The following is a 16,375-nucleotide window of genomic DNA, read 5'->3' on the forward strand; positions in this document are numbered from 1 at the left end:
TGGACAATTCCCCGTACCGACGCTAGGTAATCACCAAGAGCCATCGGAGACCGACATGCCAACACGCGATCTGAAAATTCCGGCGCAGCGTCACCCGGAAAAGCAGCGCCGCCCAGATGCGGCGCAGCCCCAAAAACCAGATTGGATTCGTGTTAAGGCACCTACGTCCGAAGGGTACAAACAAACCCGCGATATCATGCGTGAACACAAGCTGGTTACGGTGTGCGAAGAGGCAGGTTGCCCGAACGTGGGCGAATGCTGGTCGCAGGGCCACGCTACCATGATGATTATGGGCGAGGTTTGTACACGCGCTTGTACATTCTGCAACATCGCAACTGGTAAGCCGCCCGAAGCATTGGATGTGTTTGAGCCGGGCCGCGTTGCTGATGCTGTCAAGAAGCTGGGTTTGAACCACGTCGTTATTACATCTGTTGACCGTGATGATGTCGAAGATGGTGGCGCAGAGCATTTTGCCCAGACCATTCGCGCAGTTCGTCGTCAGTCACCTAACACGACGATCGAAATTCTGACGCCTGATTTTATTCGCTGTGAACCCGAAGTGCTTGAGATTGTGGTCAAGGCGCGTCCGGATGTGTTTAACCACAATTTGGAAACCGTGCCGGGCCTTTATCCAGAAGTGCGTCCCGGTGCGCGTTACTTCCATTCGCTGCGGCTGTTGCAGCGCGTGAAAGAGCTTGACCCGACGATGTTCACTAAATCCGGGATCATGGTTGGACTGGGCGAAGACCGCCAATCTGTCATTCAAGTGATGGAAGACATGCGTGCCGCCGACATCGATTTTGTCACAATTGGTCAATACTTGCAGCCAACACCAAAGCACCACAAAGTGGATCGCTTTGTAACGCCGGAAGAATTTGCGGCCTATGAAAAGGCCGCATTTGGTAAGGGTTTCTTGATGGTTTCGGCCACACCGCTGACACGGTCATCCTATCACGCGGGTGACGATTTCGCGCGTCTGCGCGACGCACGGATGAAAAAGCTGGGTATGGCTTAATCCATAGGCTTTGGGCGTACCCGCTTTATTTCATTAGGCGTTAACCACTCGGGCCAACCGATAAAACGTTCGATCCCGTAAAGGATCGCGCAGAGCAGAACAATCCCGACTACCATTTTAAACATGGCTTCAGATGGCGGTCGCGCGGCCATCCTTTTGGCGCGTAAAAGAAAGCGGATATTCATGGTTCGTCTGTGAACCGCACCTTACCAATGAAGGGCAGGTTGCGGTTGCGCTGTGCAAAGTCGATTCCGTAGCCGACAACAAACTCGTCCGGAATCTCAAAGCCAATCAGGTCAGCCTTAAAATCAACCTCGCGACGTGCGGGTTTGTCCAACAGCGCAATTGTGCGCAAACGGGCAGGGTGACGAGTTTGCAGGTATTCAGTGACATGTTTTAAGGTGTGGCCGGTATCAACGATGTCCTCGACGACCAGCACGTCACGTCCTTCGATCTGTCCGCGCAGATCCTTAAGAATGCGCACTTCACGGCTGCTTTCCATGCCGTCGCCGTATGACGATGCCTCTAGGAAATCGACTTCGACGGGCAGATCAATTTCACGCACTAAATCGGCAATGAACACAAACGACCCGCGCAGTAGACCGACCACAACCAATTTGTCGGTGTCTGCGAATTCGCGGCCGATTTCGCGCGCAAGATCTTCGATGCGTGCTGCGATGGCTTTGGCGCTGATAAGTTCATCGATTTCATAGGGGCGGTGCGGCATAGGGTACTCAGTATCAGACAAGGGTTGATTTTCTGGCCGCAGTTTACGACATCAGGGCGTGAAGTCACCTGTGAAAGACCCCATATGCCATCCCATTCGGAAACTAAGACGCTCCCTTATACGGCAAAGCAAATGTATGACCTTGTTGGTGATGTGGGGAATTATCCCAAATTCCTACCTTGGACGGCGGCGGCGCGCGTGCGCAGCGTTGATGATCGGGGCGAGAAACAGGTTATGCTGGCCGATCTGGTGATTTCTTTCAAAGTATTCCGCGAAACTTTTGGAAGCCGGGTAACACTGTGGCCTGAGGCGCAAAAGATCGACACCGAATACCTAGATGGCCCATTCCGTCACTTGGAAAGTCAGTGGAATTTCAAAGATGTAGACGGCGGTTGCGAAGTTTCATTTGATGTTGATTTTGAGTTTAAAAACCGTCTGCTGCAAGGTGCTGCTGGCATGTTCTTTAACGAGGCAATGCAGCGTGTCGTTCGCGCATTTGAACGCCGCGCTGCTGAGCTTTACGGCGCATAGGTAAGGGGCGCTGCGCTTTTCGCGCAGCGCCCCTAATTTTCTTAAGAGTCGAAGTGATAGGCGCGCTCACCATGAACGGTGATATCAAGGCCCTGAACTTCGGTGTCTTGGTCAACGCGCAGCGGCGTAATTGCTTTGCAGACATAGATCAGAACGATCGTGACGACTGTGGTGAAAACACCAACGATAGCAAGTGAACCCAGCTGAGCGGCCCACGAACCTGCACCAAACAGCGCGATCATAATTGTACCGAAAATCCCACCAACGCCGTGAACAGCGAATACATCAAGTGTATCATCGATCTTAAGGCTGTTGCGGATGAAGTTGACCATTTCTTGGCAAAGTACACCAGCAACAGCACCGATGATCAGCGCTTCGATAGGGCCGACAAAACCTGACGCTGGCGTGATAGATGCGAGACCAGCAATCGTACCAGTCACAATGCCAACCAAGGATGCGCGACCGAACTTAATCCGCTCCCAAAGCGCCCAAGTCAGTGATGCTGTTGCTGCAGAGATATGTGTGACTGTCAGCGCCATAGCTGCGCCGCCATCAGCAGCAAGCTGCGAACCGCCGTTAAAGCCAAACCAGCCGACCCAAAGCATCGCTGCACCGATCATAACCATACCGGGGTTATGTGGGGGCTTTGTGCCTTCGCGACGTGCGCCAAGGAAGATCGCAAGGATCAGGGCAGCAAGACCTGCAGTTTCGTGAACAACGATACCACCAGCAAAGTCACGCACACCAGTTTCACCAAAGATGCCGCCATCAGACAAGAAGCCGCCGCCCCAGATCCAGTGCGTCACAGGTGCATAGCAAAGCAGCATCCAAAGTGCCGAGAAAAGTAGCACAAATCCAAAGCCGATACGTTCAACATATGCACCAACGATCAGTGCGGGCGTGATGATGGCAAAGGTCATTTGGAAGGCAAAGAACAGCACTTCGGGAATTGAACCACTAAGCGTGTCGGCATCGATGCCAGAAAGGAACATTTTGTCCAGACCGCCCCAAAAGGCGTTGCCTGAGCCGCCAAATGCGATGGAATAGCCCAGCGCGAGCCAAAGAATGCTCATTAAACATGCGATTGCATAGCAATGCATAAAGACGCTGAGAACATTGCGTGCGCGCACCAACCCCCCGTAAAACAATGCCAGTCCTGGCAGTGTCATGAATAGTACAAGCGCCGTGGCTACGATGATCCACGCTGTATCCGCTCCGTTCATAATGTCCCCTCCGTTTGGGTTTTCCCATTGAGGCGGCGTTAATGCGGATTCGGAACGCTAAGAAAAGTAGCAAAGGTGGAAATCAACCGCCTAAGTTTGCATCGGTTCGTAGACTGCGAGCTTAATGATCAAAAAATAAACGGTGTGATTAATTATTATGCTTAACTGAATCTACTGCGGTTAGCAGCAGTGCGACTGCATGATCGCGTGCGCCTTGTCTGACCCTTTCGCGCCCAATTGCCCTAAATTCGATAGTTTCCGTATGGCAAACGTCGGCTGTTGCAATGCCAAAGCAAACGCGGCCTTCGGGTTTGTGTTCTGATCCGCCCGGACCAGCGATGCCCGTGATCGACACCGCAATCTGTGCATCGGAATGCGTAATCGCACCGCGCGCCATTTCGTCTGCGACCTGTTCGGATACAGCACCATAGGCGGCAAGCGTCTTATCACTTACCCCCAACATCTGCATTTTCGCGGCGTTCGTATAGGTGACAAACCCACGGTCAAATATCGCAGAGCTTCCGGCTGTATCGGTGATTGCAGCCGCTACCATGCCGCCCGTGCAGCTTTCTGCGGTGGCTATCATTACGCCTTTGGCGCTGGCGGCATCGATCAGCGTTTTCACATCAGTAACCCGTGTGAAAGTCCAGCGAGTACGATAACGACGACTGCAGCAAAAAGGCCTGCAATCACATCGTCCAACATTACGCCGGTTGCGTCATTGCGGCGATCTGCCCAGCCAATCGGACCCCATTTGGTGATGTCGAACAGGCGAAACAGCAAGAATGCAGCGATCCAGCCGGGCCATAGTGCGGTGATGTTCGCTGACATCATATGTGCGCCATATGCGACAGGCAGCAATGCGATCCACTGGCCACAGACTTCGTCGATCACGATCTCGGATGGATCGTGGTTTTCTTTTCCGCGTGTTTCTTCTTTCGTGGCCCAGACGCCGACGAAATAGGAAACCACAGCACCTGCAAGCAGCCCCCATGGGCCAAGAAGCGCGTAGATCAGCCATGCGGCGGGCAGGGCGGCCAGTGACCCCCACGTTCCGGGTGCAGGGCGCATGTGCCCGACATAAAAGAAGGTCGCGATTAAATGGGTCATGGTTTCACCAATGTTGCTGTTGCGAGTGCCGCGATGCCTTCACCGCGTCCTGTGAAGCCTAGGCGCTCTGAAGTTGTGGCTTTGACGCTGATCCGGTCAGCGGCAAGCCCCATGATTTGCGCCATGGCCGATTTCATTGCGGGTTGGTGTGGTCCGACTTTGGGAAACTCGCAAACAAGCGTGCAGTCGATGTTGCTAATGCGGTAACCCTGTTCGGTGGCGAGTCCGACGGCATGTTCAAGGAAGATATGACTGGCTGCACCTTTCCATTGCGGATCAGTGGGCGGAAAGTGTTGACCAATATCGCCCATCCCCAATGCGCCATAGATCGCGTCGGTCACGGCATGCATGCCAACATCAGCGTCTGAGTGCCCCTGTAGGCTGCGTTCAAAGGGAACTTTTACACCGCAAAGCCACACATGGTCGCCGGGACCAAAGCGGTGTACGTCGTAACCATTCCCACATCTGATATCCATCTCGCGCCTCATGAGTTTTTCCGCGCGCGCAAAGTCGCTCGGGGTCGTGATTTTGATGTTATCCTCATCGCCTGCCACGATCGCGACGTCTAGTCCTGCGGCGCGTGCGACTGACACATCATCGGTTGCGGTAATGTCGCTTGTTTCATGTGCGGCAAGCAGCGGCGCGAGCGCAAAGCCTTGCGGAGTTTGTGCGCGGAAAAGGCCATTTCTGTCTTGTGTTCCAGTAACATGCCCTTCTGCGCCATGCCACAATGTATCGGTCACCGCGACGGCAGGGGCAGCGCCCGGGTAGGTTCCTAAGGCATCGAGCACGCGGTCGATAATCTGAGATGTGACCATTGGGCGCGCTGCGTCATGAATAAGGACATGTGTCGCGTCCGTCACCGCCCGAAGCCCGGCAAGAACAGATTCTTGCCGTGTAGCTCCGCCGGTCACAATCGTGGCTGAGAGTGTGTCATTCCAAACGGCAGTGTCGCGATCATCAGGATGTAGCACGAGTATGATCTGTCCGACGTCTGGATGATCTGCGAATGGTTGGATCGCATGGGCGGCAATTGTCTTGCCGTTAAGCAATTGCCACTGCTTTGGTAGCTCACCACCTGCACGGGTTCCGCGCCCGGCTGCTACGATGATTGCGGCTGTTTTCATATTGCTGCGTTCCTTTGGTCTGTTTTGGTTTACGGTCCAAAGGGCTGAGGCGCAATTCGACAATTTGCGCGGCTATATGCACAATAATTAGGCACTTGCCATTATATTTCGTGATTTTGGCGGGGGTTTCGTTGTGAAAACAGGCGTTTCGACTTAGGTCATGCACAACGCACACCCTTTAAGCGAATGACTGTTCCTTTGGCAAATAACGAATCGATCATGCTCAACGATGTGGCTTTGCAGCCTCCCGTTGCGCTTGCGCCATTGGCGGGCATTACCGATCTCCCGTTTCGGCAGCTTGTCGCGTCTTTTGGCGCGGGCTGGGTTGTGAGTGAAATGGTCGCGAGTCAGGAAATGGTTCAGGCCAAGCCCGGGGTGCGCGAACGTGCCGAGCTTGGCTATGACCAAGAGGGTACAGCCGTTCAGATCGCCGGGCGCGATGCCTATTGGATGGCCGAGGCAGCCCGCATGATAGAGGCCAATGGCGCGGCCATGATCGATATCAATATGGGATGCCCTGCGAAAAAGGTGACCAACGGTTATTCAGGCTCGGCATTACTACGAACACCTGATCACGCCTTGTCGTTGATCGAGGCCGTAGTGAATGCCGTAAACGTGCCCGTCACCTTAAAGACACGGCTAGGTTGGGATGATGACAGCCTCAACGCCGCTGACGTTGCTAAGCGTGCGGAAGATGCTGGGATCAAACTGGTTACGATCCACGGGCGTACGCGATGTCAGTTTTACAAAGGTGCCGCCGACTGGTCTGCGATTGGCGCAATCAAATATGCCGTCACGATCCCTGTCATCGCAAACGGCGACATTATTGATGCAGCCACTGCACGTCAGGCGTTGGACCTGTCAGAGGCTGATGGCGTGATGATCGGGCGTGGCGCGCAGGGGCGGCCTTGGGTCCTGGCGCAAGTTGCAACCGCACTTCATGGCGGGCCGGACGTGAAAGTCCCAGAAGGGGATGCTTTAGTCAATCTGGTCAGCACTCATTATGAGGCAATGCTGTCGTTCTATGGAGCTGAATTGGGGCGCAAAGTCTCTCGTAAGCATTTGGGTTGGTACATGGATGATACCCAAGCCGATCCAGTCTTGCGCAAAGCCATTTTGACCCACGCAGACCCGCGCGATGTCTTGCGTGATCTTCCCGAAGCTCTTAGCCAAAAGGTACCCGCATGATACTTGATACTGCGCTTTGGTCGTCTTTGCCTGTGCCCGCGTTAATGTTGGATGGGGATGACTTGATTATCTCTAGCAACCCAGCCGCTGAAAGTTTTCTGAACATGTCCAGCAAATCGCTGACAGGTCAGCGGATTTGGGAAAAGGTCATGATCGACGCACCGCTTGAGGAGCCATTCGATCGTGCCCGCAAGAACCGGTCGTCGCTGTTTGTGAACGACGTGAACGTTGGTAGCGGTGAACGTGCACCGATGATGTGTAACCTGCAATTCGCGCCATTGCAGGGCAGCGAAGAGGTCATGATCGTGATGATCAGCCCGCGCGAAATTGCGAGCCGCGTGAACCAGCATCATTCGTCCGAAAAGGCCGCGAAATCGGCGATCGGTATGGCTGAAATGCTTGCCCATGAAATCAAGAACCCACTGGCTGGAATTACAGGTGCGGCACAGCTTCTTTCGATGGGGCTCAGCACTGAAGATCAGGAAATGACGGACCTGATCGTCGAAGAAAGCCGCCGTATCGTGAAGCTACTGGAGCAGGTGGAACAATTTGGGAATCTGCGGCCGCCGTTGTTGAAGGCTGTCAATATTCACGACATTCTAGATCGCGCACGACAGTCAGCCTCAGTCGGGTTTGGCGCACATATGCTTTATATAGAAGACTACGATCCATCATTGCCGCAGACCTTGGCGGATGGGGATCAACTGCTGCAGGTCTTTTTGAACCTGCTGAAAAACGCATCAGAAGCAAACAAAGAAGGTGGGGCAATTCGCCTTCACACCTTTTATGACACTTCGCTGCGAGTGCGTCGTTCTGATGGAACGCAGGCGCGTCTGCCGCTTCAGATCGAAATCATCGACAATGGTCCTGGCTTACCGCCCGAGATTGCAAACGACATATTTGAACCATTTGTGTCTGGTAAAGAAAACGGCACCGGTCTTGGGCTGGCGCTTGTGTCAAAGCTCATCAGCGATGGGGGCGGCTGGATTACAGTTGATAGCGTCCCCGGTCGCACTGTGTTCCGCATATCTTTACCACTGGCACCAAAAGAGACCGAAGTAGGAGAAAACTAATGGACGGTACCGTTCTTGTTGCAGATGATGACCGGACAATCCGGACCGTACTGACTCAAGCGTTGACGCGGGCAGGGTGCAAAGTACACGCGACATCGTCACTGGTGACTTTGATGCGTTGGGTTGATGAAGGCAAAGGCGATCTTGTCATTTCAGATGTGGTGATGCCGGATGGAAATGGGCTTGATCAGCTCCCTAAAATTGCAGCGGCCCGGCCGGGTTTGCCGGTTATTGTCATATCGGCGCAAAACACGATTATGACCGCAATTCAGGCCGCTGAGGCGGACGCCTATGACTATTTGCCAAAACCGTTCGATTTGCCCGACCTTATGAAGCGCGCAGCACGTGCATTGGAAGTGAAGCGGCGCGCTCCTAACACACGAAACGTCGATACGGTTGCATCTGAGCAAGCCGGCGATTTGCCCTTGGTTGGCCGCACGCCGGTCATGCAGGCGCTGTACCGGCTTGTCGCGCGTGTGATGAATACGCAATTGCCAGTTTTGATTACTGGTGAAAGTGGCACAGGGAAATCGCTGATTGCGCGCGCTGTGCATGATTTTTCGGATCGTCGCAGTCTGCCGTTCGTGGTGGTTTCCGCTGCTGATTTAGAAGGTATGGATGGCCCGTCTGCGGTTCTAAGCCGTGCGAAGGGCGGGTCGATCCTATTTGATGAAGTCAGCGACCTTTCGGATGATGCTCAAGGGCGGATCGTACGGATGCTTGATGCGCTTGGCGACAACGCGCCGCGCATCATGGCGACGTCTCAGTCTGACCTGATGGCCCGCATGGAAGACGGCAAGTTCCGTGAGGATCTGTTTTATCGCCTTGGCGGCGTGACGGTTGATGTTCCTTCGTTACGTGAACGTGTGGATGACATCCCCTTGCTTGCGGAACATTTCCTCGCCCGTTCTGAACGCGACGGTGCGCCCGTCCGCCGCTTTGGCGAATCTGCATTGGAATTGGTTCGCGCCTATAGCTGGCCGGGCAATGTGCGTCAGTTAGAAAACGCGGTGCGTCGTCTGGTCTTTACGGCTGCAGAGGAAGAGATCACCCGTGCCGAGGTCGAAATGGTCTTGGGTAACCAGCCTGCAATAGAACCGCTACGATCTGGAGGAGAGGGGGAAAAGCTTTCTGCGAGCGTCGGAAAACATCTGCGGCGTTACTTTGACTTGCATGGTGGCGTGCTGCCGCCGCCGGGCCTATACAATCGCATTTTGAAAGAGGTTGAAGGGCCGTTGATTGAAATTGCGCTGGATGCGACCGGCGGAAATCAGGCCAAATGTGCTGATTTACTTGGTATCAACCGCAATACTTTGCGTAAGAAGATCACTGACCTCGATATCCGCGTGACACGCCGCCGCAAATTGATGTAAAACCGCAACAGGACCGTGGCGGATGTGCTTCTATGATGCATAGCTGCCACGTGTACCGGCGGCAATGTGGGAAAACCCACCTAAATAAAATGAGACTGAGGCGTGCGGCGTACCTTTTGGGCCTCTTATATGATGCGGTTTGCGCGTTGGCAGCGCCAACGGCATGTGCAAAGCTTGTTCACCGGCGCATTGATTGTCGCGGGACCCATTCTTGCCGTTATCACATACGTCATCATCGGTCCTTGGGGACAAGGCGCTTCGTCATCGCAGCTGCGGCTGATTCTTTTATCTGACCTTGTATATGTGTTGGTCGTTATGGCTGTTGTCATGCGCCAGGTCGCACGGATGGTTGCCGCGCGACGGGCAAAATCGGCAGGGTCGCGATTGCACTTACGGCTTACAGGTGTGTTTGCGGTTTCCGCTTTGATCCCCACGGTCCTTGTCGCTGTTTTCTCAGTTTTACTGATCTCGGTCGCGCTTGATGGGCTATTTTCCGAACCCGTTGGTAATGTTTTGCGAACATCATTGACCACTGCGCAGGCCTACGAAGAGGAACACCGCCAAGAATTGACCCGCGATGCAACTGGTCTGGCCGGGTTTCTGAATCGTGAACGACAAGCAAACCTGTTTATGGATGATGGAGAAGTGCGGCGTGCGCTTGGGGATGTGCAGCCACAAATCGATAGATCGCTGTCTGAAGCCTATGTCGTTGACGGTAACGGCGCAATATCGGCGCGCGGATCAGGGTCATATGATTTTGATTATGAACGACCAAGTGATGAAAATTTCGCCGATGCTGATGCTCTTGGACTAGCGATTATCGAAGACGTTGAAAATAACGAATTCCGTGCTCTGATGCCGTTAACGGCATTTCGCAACCGATACCTTTACGTCACACGAAGTGTGGACGGCAACGTACTGTCTTTGTTGAATGATACAACCCAAACAGTCGAGCAGTATGAGCTGTTGGCGAATGAACGCGGTAAAATGTTATTCCAGTTCGGCCTATTGTATCTTGGGTTTGCAGTCATTCTGATCCTTGCTGCGATTTGGGGCGGGCTTTGGTTCGCAGAGCGTTTGTCGCGGCCAATTGGTCGCTTGGTGTCAGCATCGCAACGCGTCGGTGCGGGTGATTTGGATGTGCGTGTTATCGAAGACGATGGTGATGACGAAATTTCACAATTAGGGCATTTCTTTAATTTGATGACCGGTCAGCTTAAGGGGCAGCGCGACGAGCTGTTAGAGACCAACCGTCTAACAGAACAACGCCGGCGGCTGTTCGATTCCGTTCTTAGTTCAGTGACTTCAGGTGTTGTTGGGTTGGATGCTGATGGCCGCGTTACGCTTGTTAATCCGTCAGCGCAGCGTCTTTTGTCGGTGAACCCCGATCACGGCCCAACCGCGCTTCCGCTTGCGATCCCCGAATTTTCAGACCTATTTGGTCAAATGATTGCCGCTGGTGCGGATAATGTACAAGATCAAGTCAACCTGATCCGTAAAGGGCAGCAAGAAAGCTTATTGGTGCGCATGTCGCCACGCCGAAACGCTGTTGGTGCGCTCGAGGGGTATGTTGTGGCATTTGATGACGTGACCGACCTTGTAAGCGCGCAGCGCATGGCGGCGTGGGGTGATGTTGCACGTCGTATTGCGCATGAAATCAAAAACCCTCTTACACCTATCCAGCTATCCGCCGAACGGATCAAACGTAAGTTTGCAAGCCAATTGGGCGATGACGCCAGCAAGCTGGAACAAATGACAGATGTCATCGTACGGCAGACGAATGACTTGCGCCGTATCGTCGATGACTTTTCGAAATTTGCACGGATGCCGGAGCCGCAGATGGCCGTGGCCGATTTAACGCAGCTTGTCGCTGATGCTGTCGCTTTGCAAAAGGCAGGTCAGCCCGATGTTAAAATTACGGCAACCCTTCCTGTTGAAACCATCTTGGCTGACATGGACGGTACAATGATTAGCCAGGCGTTGACAAACTTGATTAAGAATGCTGGTGAAGCTACTGAAACTTATATGGAAAAAAATGAAGTGGGGGATTACAATCCGCAAGTGCGTGTTGTGATGTCGCAGCACGATAACCATGTGCGGATCAGTGTGTCCGACAATGGGATTGGTCTCCCGGAAGATAGAACGCGTTTGTTTGAACCATATGTGACAACTCGCGACAAAGGGACGGGGCTTGGGCTGCCAATCGTGAAGAAAATTATCGAAGAACACAGCGGGACATTGACCTTAACAGACGCTGAAATCTTCGAAGGACAGGACCATGCGGGTGCCTGTGCGATCATTCAACTACCATTAATGTCTGCCGACGCGCAGACCATAAAAATACCAGCATGAGGACGATGATGGGCGATATTTTAATTACCGATGATGAACGCGATATTCGAGAACTCATTTCCGATATTCTAAAGGACGAAGGCTATACAACCCGGCTTGCGGGGACGTCTGACGAATGTATGGCGCAGATTGCCAAGGCTCCTCCGGCGCTGATGATCTTAGATATTTGGCTTAAAGATAGCGGCATGGATGGGATCGATATTCTGAAATCGGTCAAAAGAGACCATCCCGACATTCCGGTTGTGATCATTTCGGGTCACGGCAATATCGAAATTGCGGTCGCTGCAATTAAGCAGGGCGCTTATGATTTCATTGAAAAACCGTTTAACATCGACCAGCTACTTGTTGTGATCCGTCGTGCGATGGAAACATCGCGTTTACGGCGTGAAAACGTTGCGCTGAAACGTGGCGATGTCGCGAGCGCTGAGATGCTTGGGGATAGTGCAGCATTCCGCACGTTGAAATCGCAGTTGGATAAGGTCACAAAGTCAAATGGCCGGGTGATGCTGACGGGCCCTGCTGGCGTCGGTAAGGAAATCGCGGCGCGTTACATCCATGCGAATTCAAACCGCTCAAGCGCACCATTCATCACTGTGAACTCAGCTTCGATTGAACCTGATCGCATGGAGGAAGTGCTATTTGGACGCGAAGACAGTGGGCGCGGCATTGAACCCGGTTTGCTCGAAGAAGCAAATGGCGGTGTGATCTATTTCGATGAAATCGCTGATATGCCATTGGGAACGCAGTCAAAGATACTTCGTGTTCTTGTAGATCAACGGTTCCAGCGGGTTGGTGGCGCTGATAAAATTCAAGTCGATTTGCGGGTGGTATCAAGCACTAACCGTGACCTGCCCATGGCAATTGAGGCAGGTACATTTCGCGAAGAACTGTATCACCGACTGAATGTTGTGCCGATTGCAGTACCTTCGCTTGAAGAACGTCGCGAAGACATTCCTGTGCTTGCGGAACACTTTATCGAAGTATTTAACAAGGCGCAGGGTTTACCTTTGCGCCAGCTCGCAGATGATGCGCGCGCATTACTTCAAACTATGCTATGGCCGGGGAACGTACGCCAGCTTAAGAACGTGGTTGAACGTGTTCTAATTCTTGGTGAAAATACCGGTGACATTGCTGCGCGTGAATTACCTACTGGTGAAGAAAGTGGTGGTAGCGACGAAGGACGTATTGTGCTTGCTGGCGGTCTTGCAACTTTGCCACTACGCGAAGCGCGCGAGCTTTTCGAGCGCGAATACCTACTGACTCAAATCAATCGATTTGGTGGTAATATCAGTCGGACTGCGACCTTTGTCGGCATGGAACGCTCAGCGTTGCACCGCAAACTTAAGTCGCTTGGCGTAGTGACAAGCAATAAAGCGGGTGGGCGTGTCGCCTATGTCGAGGACGAAGCATAATGAAAGTCATTATCTGTGGTGCGGGACAGGTCGGCTGGCAAATTGCGCGCCATTTGTCAGGGGAAAAGAACGACGTTACGGTCGTAGATAACAACCCCGAACTCGTCCGGCGTGCCACTGATACGTTAGATGTTCAAGGCATTGCCGGGCACGCAAGCTACCCGGACGTGCTTGACCGTGCGGGTGCGCGTGACGCTGATATGATTATTGCCGCGACCCATTCGGATGAAGTGAATATGGTGACCTGTCAGGTCGCGCATTCGGTATTCGCGGTCCAACGGAAAATCGCGCGCTTACGTGCGCAAAGCTATCTTGATGCGATCTATTCGGATTTGTACCGTCGCGACCATCTGCCAATCGACGTTGTGATTTCACCCGAAAAAGAAGTCGCCGAAGCCGCACTACAACGACTCGCGGCGCCTGCTGCTTTTGACACTGAGAGCTTTCTAGAAGGTCGTGGCCAGCTGCTTGGGATTACGATTGATGCAGACTGTCCTGTGATTAATACACCGCTGCGGCAATTGACCGATCTGTTTTCAACGCTACGGGCAATCGTTGTTGGTATTCGTCGCGACGGTGCATTATTTGTACCGTCACCGGGGGATCAGATTTTTGCGGGCGATGATGTCTATCTCTTTACCGTAACGGAAGACATGACGCGTACGCTTGAAATTTTTGGTAAAACCCAAGCAAAGCAAGATCGTATTGTGATTATTGGCGGCGGTAATGTTGGTTTAGGTGTGGCGCAGTCATTGGAAACACGGACCGAACGGGTCAGAGTTAAGGTGATTGAAAAAGATCGTACGATTGCTGAAAACGCCGCTGATGCACTGGATCGGACGATCGTGCTGCATGGTGATGGTTTGAATAGCAGCTTGCTAGAAGAGGCGAATATTTCAACAGCAGACGCTGTTCTTGCTGTGACTGACGACGATAAGACCAACATGCTGGTGTCGGTTCGCGCCAAAGAAATGGGCTGTTCTATGGCGATTTGTTTGATCAACGACCCAACATTGGTGCCGCTGATGGCTCCGCTTAATATCGACGCCTATATCAACCCACGTGCAACCACCGTTAGCTCTATTCTACGTCACATCCGGCATGGACGTGTGCGTGGGGTTTATTCTATTGGTGACGCAGAAGCCGAAGTGATTGAGGCGCAAGTGCTTGGCACATCGCCAATCGCAGGGCAAAAAATCAAAGAGATTTCATTCCCTGAAGGTACCTTGATTGGTGGGCTTATGAAGCAGAACAAATTCATCAAACCAACAGGTGAGACGCGTATTGAAGAAGGCGATGTCATCGCGATTTTCGCGATGAGCAGCGATGTGCCAGAGGTTGAACGCCTCTTGCAGGTTTCGATCGATTTCTTCTAATGAATTGGATCGTTAAGCTCCCGTTTTTTGTGATCCTGATGGGGTTGGGTGCGATTGCCATGCTTGTTCCCGCTGCGCACGGCGCGATCATGGATGACTTTAACGCCATGCGCGTGTTCTTTTATGGGTTTGTTTTGTTTTCCATCCTGACGTTGATTGTTGGGCTGACGACTGCAGGCTATGCACCGACCAACGTTGCGCGCAGCCAATTGATTGGCCTGCTGTCTGCATTTACGTTGTTGCCACTGATGTTTGCTGTCCCGTTTTACGAGGCTATCGGCAACACGACCTATCTGAACGCGTGGTTCGAGATGGTGTCGAGCTTCACAACGACAGGCGCAACAGTTTACGACACCTCTGGGCGGCTAACACCGTCATTGCATTTATGGCGTGCATTGGTTGGCTGGCTAGGTGGGTTGCTGATATGGGTAACTGCGGTTTCCATTTTTGCTCCAATGAACCTTGGCGGATTTGAGGTGCGCGCGACCACAAATATTGGTAAAGGCGCCGCGGTAAGCCTAAGCCAGATTTCCCGTATCGCCGACCCGTCCGAGCGTTTGGTGCGCTACACGCTGTCATTGACGCCGATTTATGTCGGCCTGACATTTCTGCTGTGGATCGGTCTCGTGGTTGCGGGGGAATTCCCTTACATTGCTTTGTGTCATGCAATGTCGACCCTTTCGACGTCCGGAATATCGCCGATTGATGGACTATATTATGCAGCGTCTGGGTTCTGGGGCGAATTGCTGATTTTCGCCTTTTTTATCTTTGCGTTGTCTCGTCTGACGTTTAGCCGAGGTTTGATCGGGGAGCGTGAACAGGGCCTACTGCGTGATCCTGAATTTCGAACGGCGCTGGTTCTCATTGGACTTGTGACTGCAGGGCTATTCCTACGTCACTTCATCGCGGCAACTGACCGGCAGACTGTGGTATCGATTCAGGAATTTATCGGTGCATTCTGGGGAACGTTGTTTACCGTTACTTCTTTTCTCACGACAACAGGCTTTGAATCGCATTTTTGGGGTGGTGCTGCTTCATGGTCAGGGTTGCAAACGCCTGGGTTGTTTTTGACTGGCATGGCGCTGATTGGTGGCGGGGTCGCAACCACTGCCGGCGGTGTAAAACTGTTGCGGATTTATGCACTTTATCGCCACGGTGAACGCGAACAAGAACGGCTACTCCACCCGTCTTCTATCGGGGGGGGCGGCAAAGAGGCACGCCGTATCCGTAAGCAGGGTGCCTATATTTCTTGGATTTTCTTCATGCTGTTCGCGCTTAGTATTGCGGGGGTCATGACCCTAATGTCGTTGACCGGCGTGCAATTCGAAACATCTATGGTTCTTAGCGTTTCCGCATTGTCAACAACTGGACCGTTGGCCGCGGTTGCAGCCGAAGTGCCAATTGCATATTCTGGCATTCCAGATGTTGCTAAGGTTATTTTGGCCGCTGCCATGGTACTTGGTCGTTTGGAAACATTGGCAATTATTGCGCTATTTAATCCTGAAATTTGGCGCGGTTAACACAGGTTGGTCTGTTTTCTTTTTGGGGCTGGAAACTCTGTCAGGGTCGCGACATACTGCGGCTAACAGCGAGGGGCCGATGCGCGGCCGTAATAACAAAAAAAGGGTGTCACAATGGCCGCCGACAAAGCAAATTTGCAAGATGCATTTCTTAACCACGTTCGTAAAACCAAAGTTCCGGTGACGATCTTTCTGGTGAACGGGGTAAAGTTGCAGGGTGTAATCACATGGTTTGATAGTTTCTGCGTTCTCCTACGTCGCGACGGACAAGCACAGCTTGTCTACAAAAGCGCGATTTCGACAATCATGCCAGCGCAGCCTATCAGCCTTTATGAAGGCGAAGAATAA

15 protein-coding genes are annotated in these 16,375 nt (G+C 52.8%); 10 read left to right on the forward strand and 5 right to left on the reverse strand.

Features of this window, described 5'->3' with window-relative positions; all coding sequences use genetic code 11:
- Positions 1 to 55: 55 nt before the first annotated feature.
- Entirely contained in the window at positions 56 to 1,015 is a 960-nt protein-coding gene (gene lipA, locus CLV80_RS02140; protein ID WP_106354261.1) for a lipoyl synthase, read from the forward strand.
- A gap of 181 nt (positions 1,016 to 1,196) precedes the next feature.
- Here lipA and hpt read toward each other — a convergent pair whose 3' ends face one another.
- A complete protein-coding gene (hpt, locus tag CLV80_RS02150) occupies positions 1,197 to 1,742 on the reverse strand; it encodes a hypoxanthine phosphoribosyltransferase (RefSeq protein WP_106354265.1) in 546 nt (181 codons plus the stop codon).
- Between the two features lie 84 nt (positions 1,743 to 1,826).
- Between hpt and CLV80_RS02155 the strand changes: the two genes are divergently transcribed.
- Positions 1,827 to 2,273, forward strand: a complete 447-nt coding sequence (locus tag CLV80_RS02155) for a type II toxin-antitoxin system RatA family toxin (RefSeq protein ID WP_106354267.1) — start codon at positions 1,827 to 1,829, stop codon at positions 2,271 to 2,273.
- A 41-nt stretch (positions 2,274 to 2,314) separates the two neighbouring features.
- Here the strand turns inward: CLV80_RS02155 and CLV80_RS02160 are convergent, their stop codons facing one another.
- The 4 genes from CLV80_RS02160 to CLV80_RS02175 all read right to left on the reverse strand — a co-directional run bounded on the left by CLV80_RS02160 (position 2,315) and on the right by CLV80_RS02175 (position 5,733).
- A complete protein-coding gene (locus CLV80_RS02160; RefSeq protein WP_106354269.1) occupies positions 2,315 to 3,496 on the reverse strand; it encodes an ammonium transporter in 1,182 nt (393 codons plus the stop codon).
- A 148-nt stretch (positions 3,497 to 3,644) separates the two neighbouring features.
- Positions 3,645 to 4,121 carry a CinA family protein gene (locus tag CLV80_RS02165; protein ID WP_279338288.1) on the reverse strand — a complete coding sequence of 159 codons (477 nt, stop codon included), beginning with the start codon at positions 4,119 to 4,121 and terminating at the stop codon, positions 3,645 to 3,647.
- Complete coding sequence (locus CLV80_RS02170) at positions 4,118 to 4,606, reverse strand: phosphatidylglycerophosphatase A family protein (RefSeq protein WP_106354272.1); 489 nt, start codon at positions 4,604 to 4,606, stop codon at positions 4,118 to 4,120. Before CLV80_RS02170 ends, CLV80_RS02165 begins: the two co-directional genes overlap by 4 nt.
- Positions 4,603 to 5,733 carry a bifunctional 2-C-methyl-D-erythritol 4-phosphate cytidylyltransferase/2-C-methyl-D-erythritol 2,4-cyclodiphosphate synthase gene (locus tag CLV80_RS02175; RefSeq protein ID WP_106354275.1) on the reverse strand — a complete coding sequence of 377 codons (1,131 nt, stop codon included), beginning with the start codon at positions 5,731 to 5,733 and terminating at the stop codon, positions 4,603 to 4,605. The genes CLV80_RS02170 and CLV80_RS02175 overlap by 4 nt, the downstream gene beginning before the upstream one ends.
- A gap of 186 nt (positions 5,734 to 5,919) precedes the next feature.
- On the opposite strand from CLV80_RS02175, the gene dusB reads away from it, so the two are divergent.
- From dusB to hfq, 8 genes are all read left to right on the forward strand, one after another.
- Positions 5,920 to 6,921 (forward strand): tRNA dihydrouridine synthase DusB, encoded by a 1,002-nt coding sequence (dusB, locus tag CLV80_RS02180; RefSeq protein WP_106354278.1) that lies wholly within the window; start codon positions 5,920 to 5,922, stop codon positions 6,919 to 6,921.
- Positions 6,918 to 7,994, forward strand: coding sequence for a two-component system sensor histidine kinase NtrB (locus tag CLV80_RS02185; protein ID WP_106354280.1), 1,077 nt, complete (start codon positions 6,918 to 6,920; stop codon positions 7,992 to 7,994). Before dusB ends, CLV80_RS02185 begins: the two co-directional genes overlap by 4 nt.
- The gene (locus CLV80_RS02190; protein WP_106354282.1) at positions 7,994 to 9,367 is read left to right on the forward strand and encodes a response regulator; all 1,374 of its coding nucleotides are present in this window, start codon (positions 7,994 to 7,996) and stop codon (positions 9,365 to 9,367) included. The genes CLV80_RS02185 and CLV80_RS02190 overlap by 1 nt, the downstream gene beginning before the upstream one ends.
- Positions 9,368 to 9,496: 129 nt before the next feature.
- Positions 9,497 to 11,719 carry a sensor histidine kinase NtrY-like gene (locus CLV80_RS02195; RefSeq protein WP_106354285.1) on the forward strand — a complete coding sequence of 741 codons (2,223 nt, stop codon included), beginning with the start codon at positions 9,497 to 9,499 and terminating at the stop codon, positions 11,717 to 11,719.
- A gap of 8 nt (positions 11,720 to 11,727) precedes the next feature.
- Entirely contained in the window at positions 11,728 to 13,131 is a 1,404-nt protein-coding gene (gene ntrX, locus CLV80_RS02200; RefSeq protein WP_106354288.1) for a nitrogen assimilation response regulator NtrX, read from the forward strand.
- Positions 13,131 to 14,507 (forward strand): Trk system potassium transporter TrkA, encoded by a 1,377-nt coding sequence (gene trkA, locus CLV80_RS02205; protein WP_106354290.1) that lies wholly within the window; start codon positions 13,131 to 13,133, stop codon positions 14,505 to 14,507. The genes ntrX and trkA overlap by 1 nt, the downstream gene beginning before the upstream one ends.
- On the forward strand, positions 14,507 to 16,027 hold the full coding sequence (locus CLV80_RS02210) for a TrkH family potassium uptake protein (RefSeq protein WP_106354292.1): 1,521 nt from the start codon (positions 14,507 to 14,509) through the stop codon (positions 16,025 to 16,027). Before trkA ends, CLV80_RS02210 begins: the two co-directional genes overlap by 1 nt.
- A 114-nt stretch (positions 16,028 to 16,141) precedes the next feature.
- Entirely contained in the window at positions 16,142 to 16,375 is a 234-nt protein-coding gene (gene hfq / locus CLV80_RS02215; protein ID WP_045996137.1) for an RNA chaperone Hfq, read from the forward strand.

The sequence above is a fragment of the Yoonia maritima genome (genome assembly GCF_003003285.1).
In the GTDB taxonomy this organism is placed as follows: Bacteria; Pseudomonadota; Alphaproteobacteria; order Rhodobacterales; family Rhodobacteraceae; genus Yoonia; species Yoonia maritima.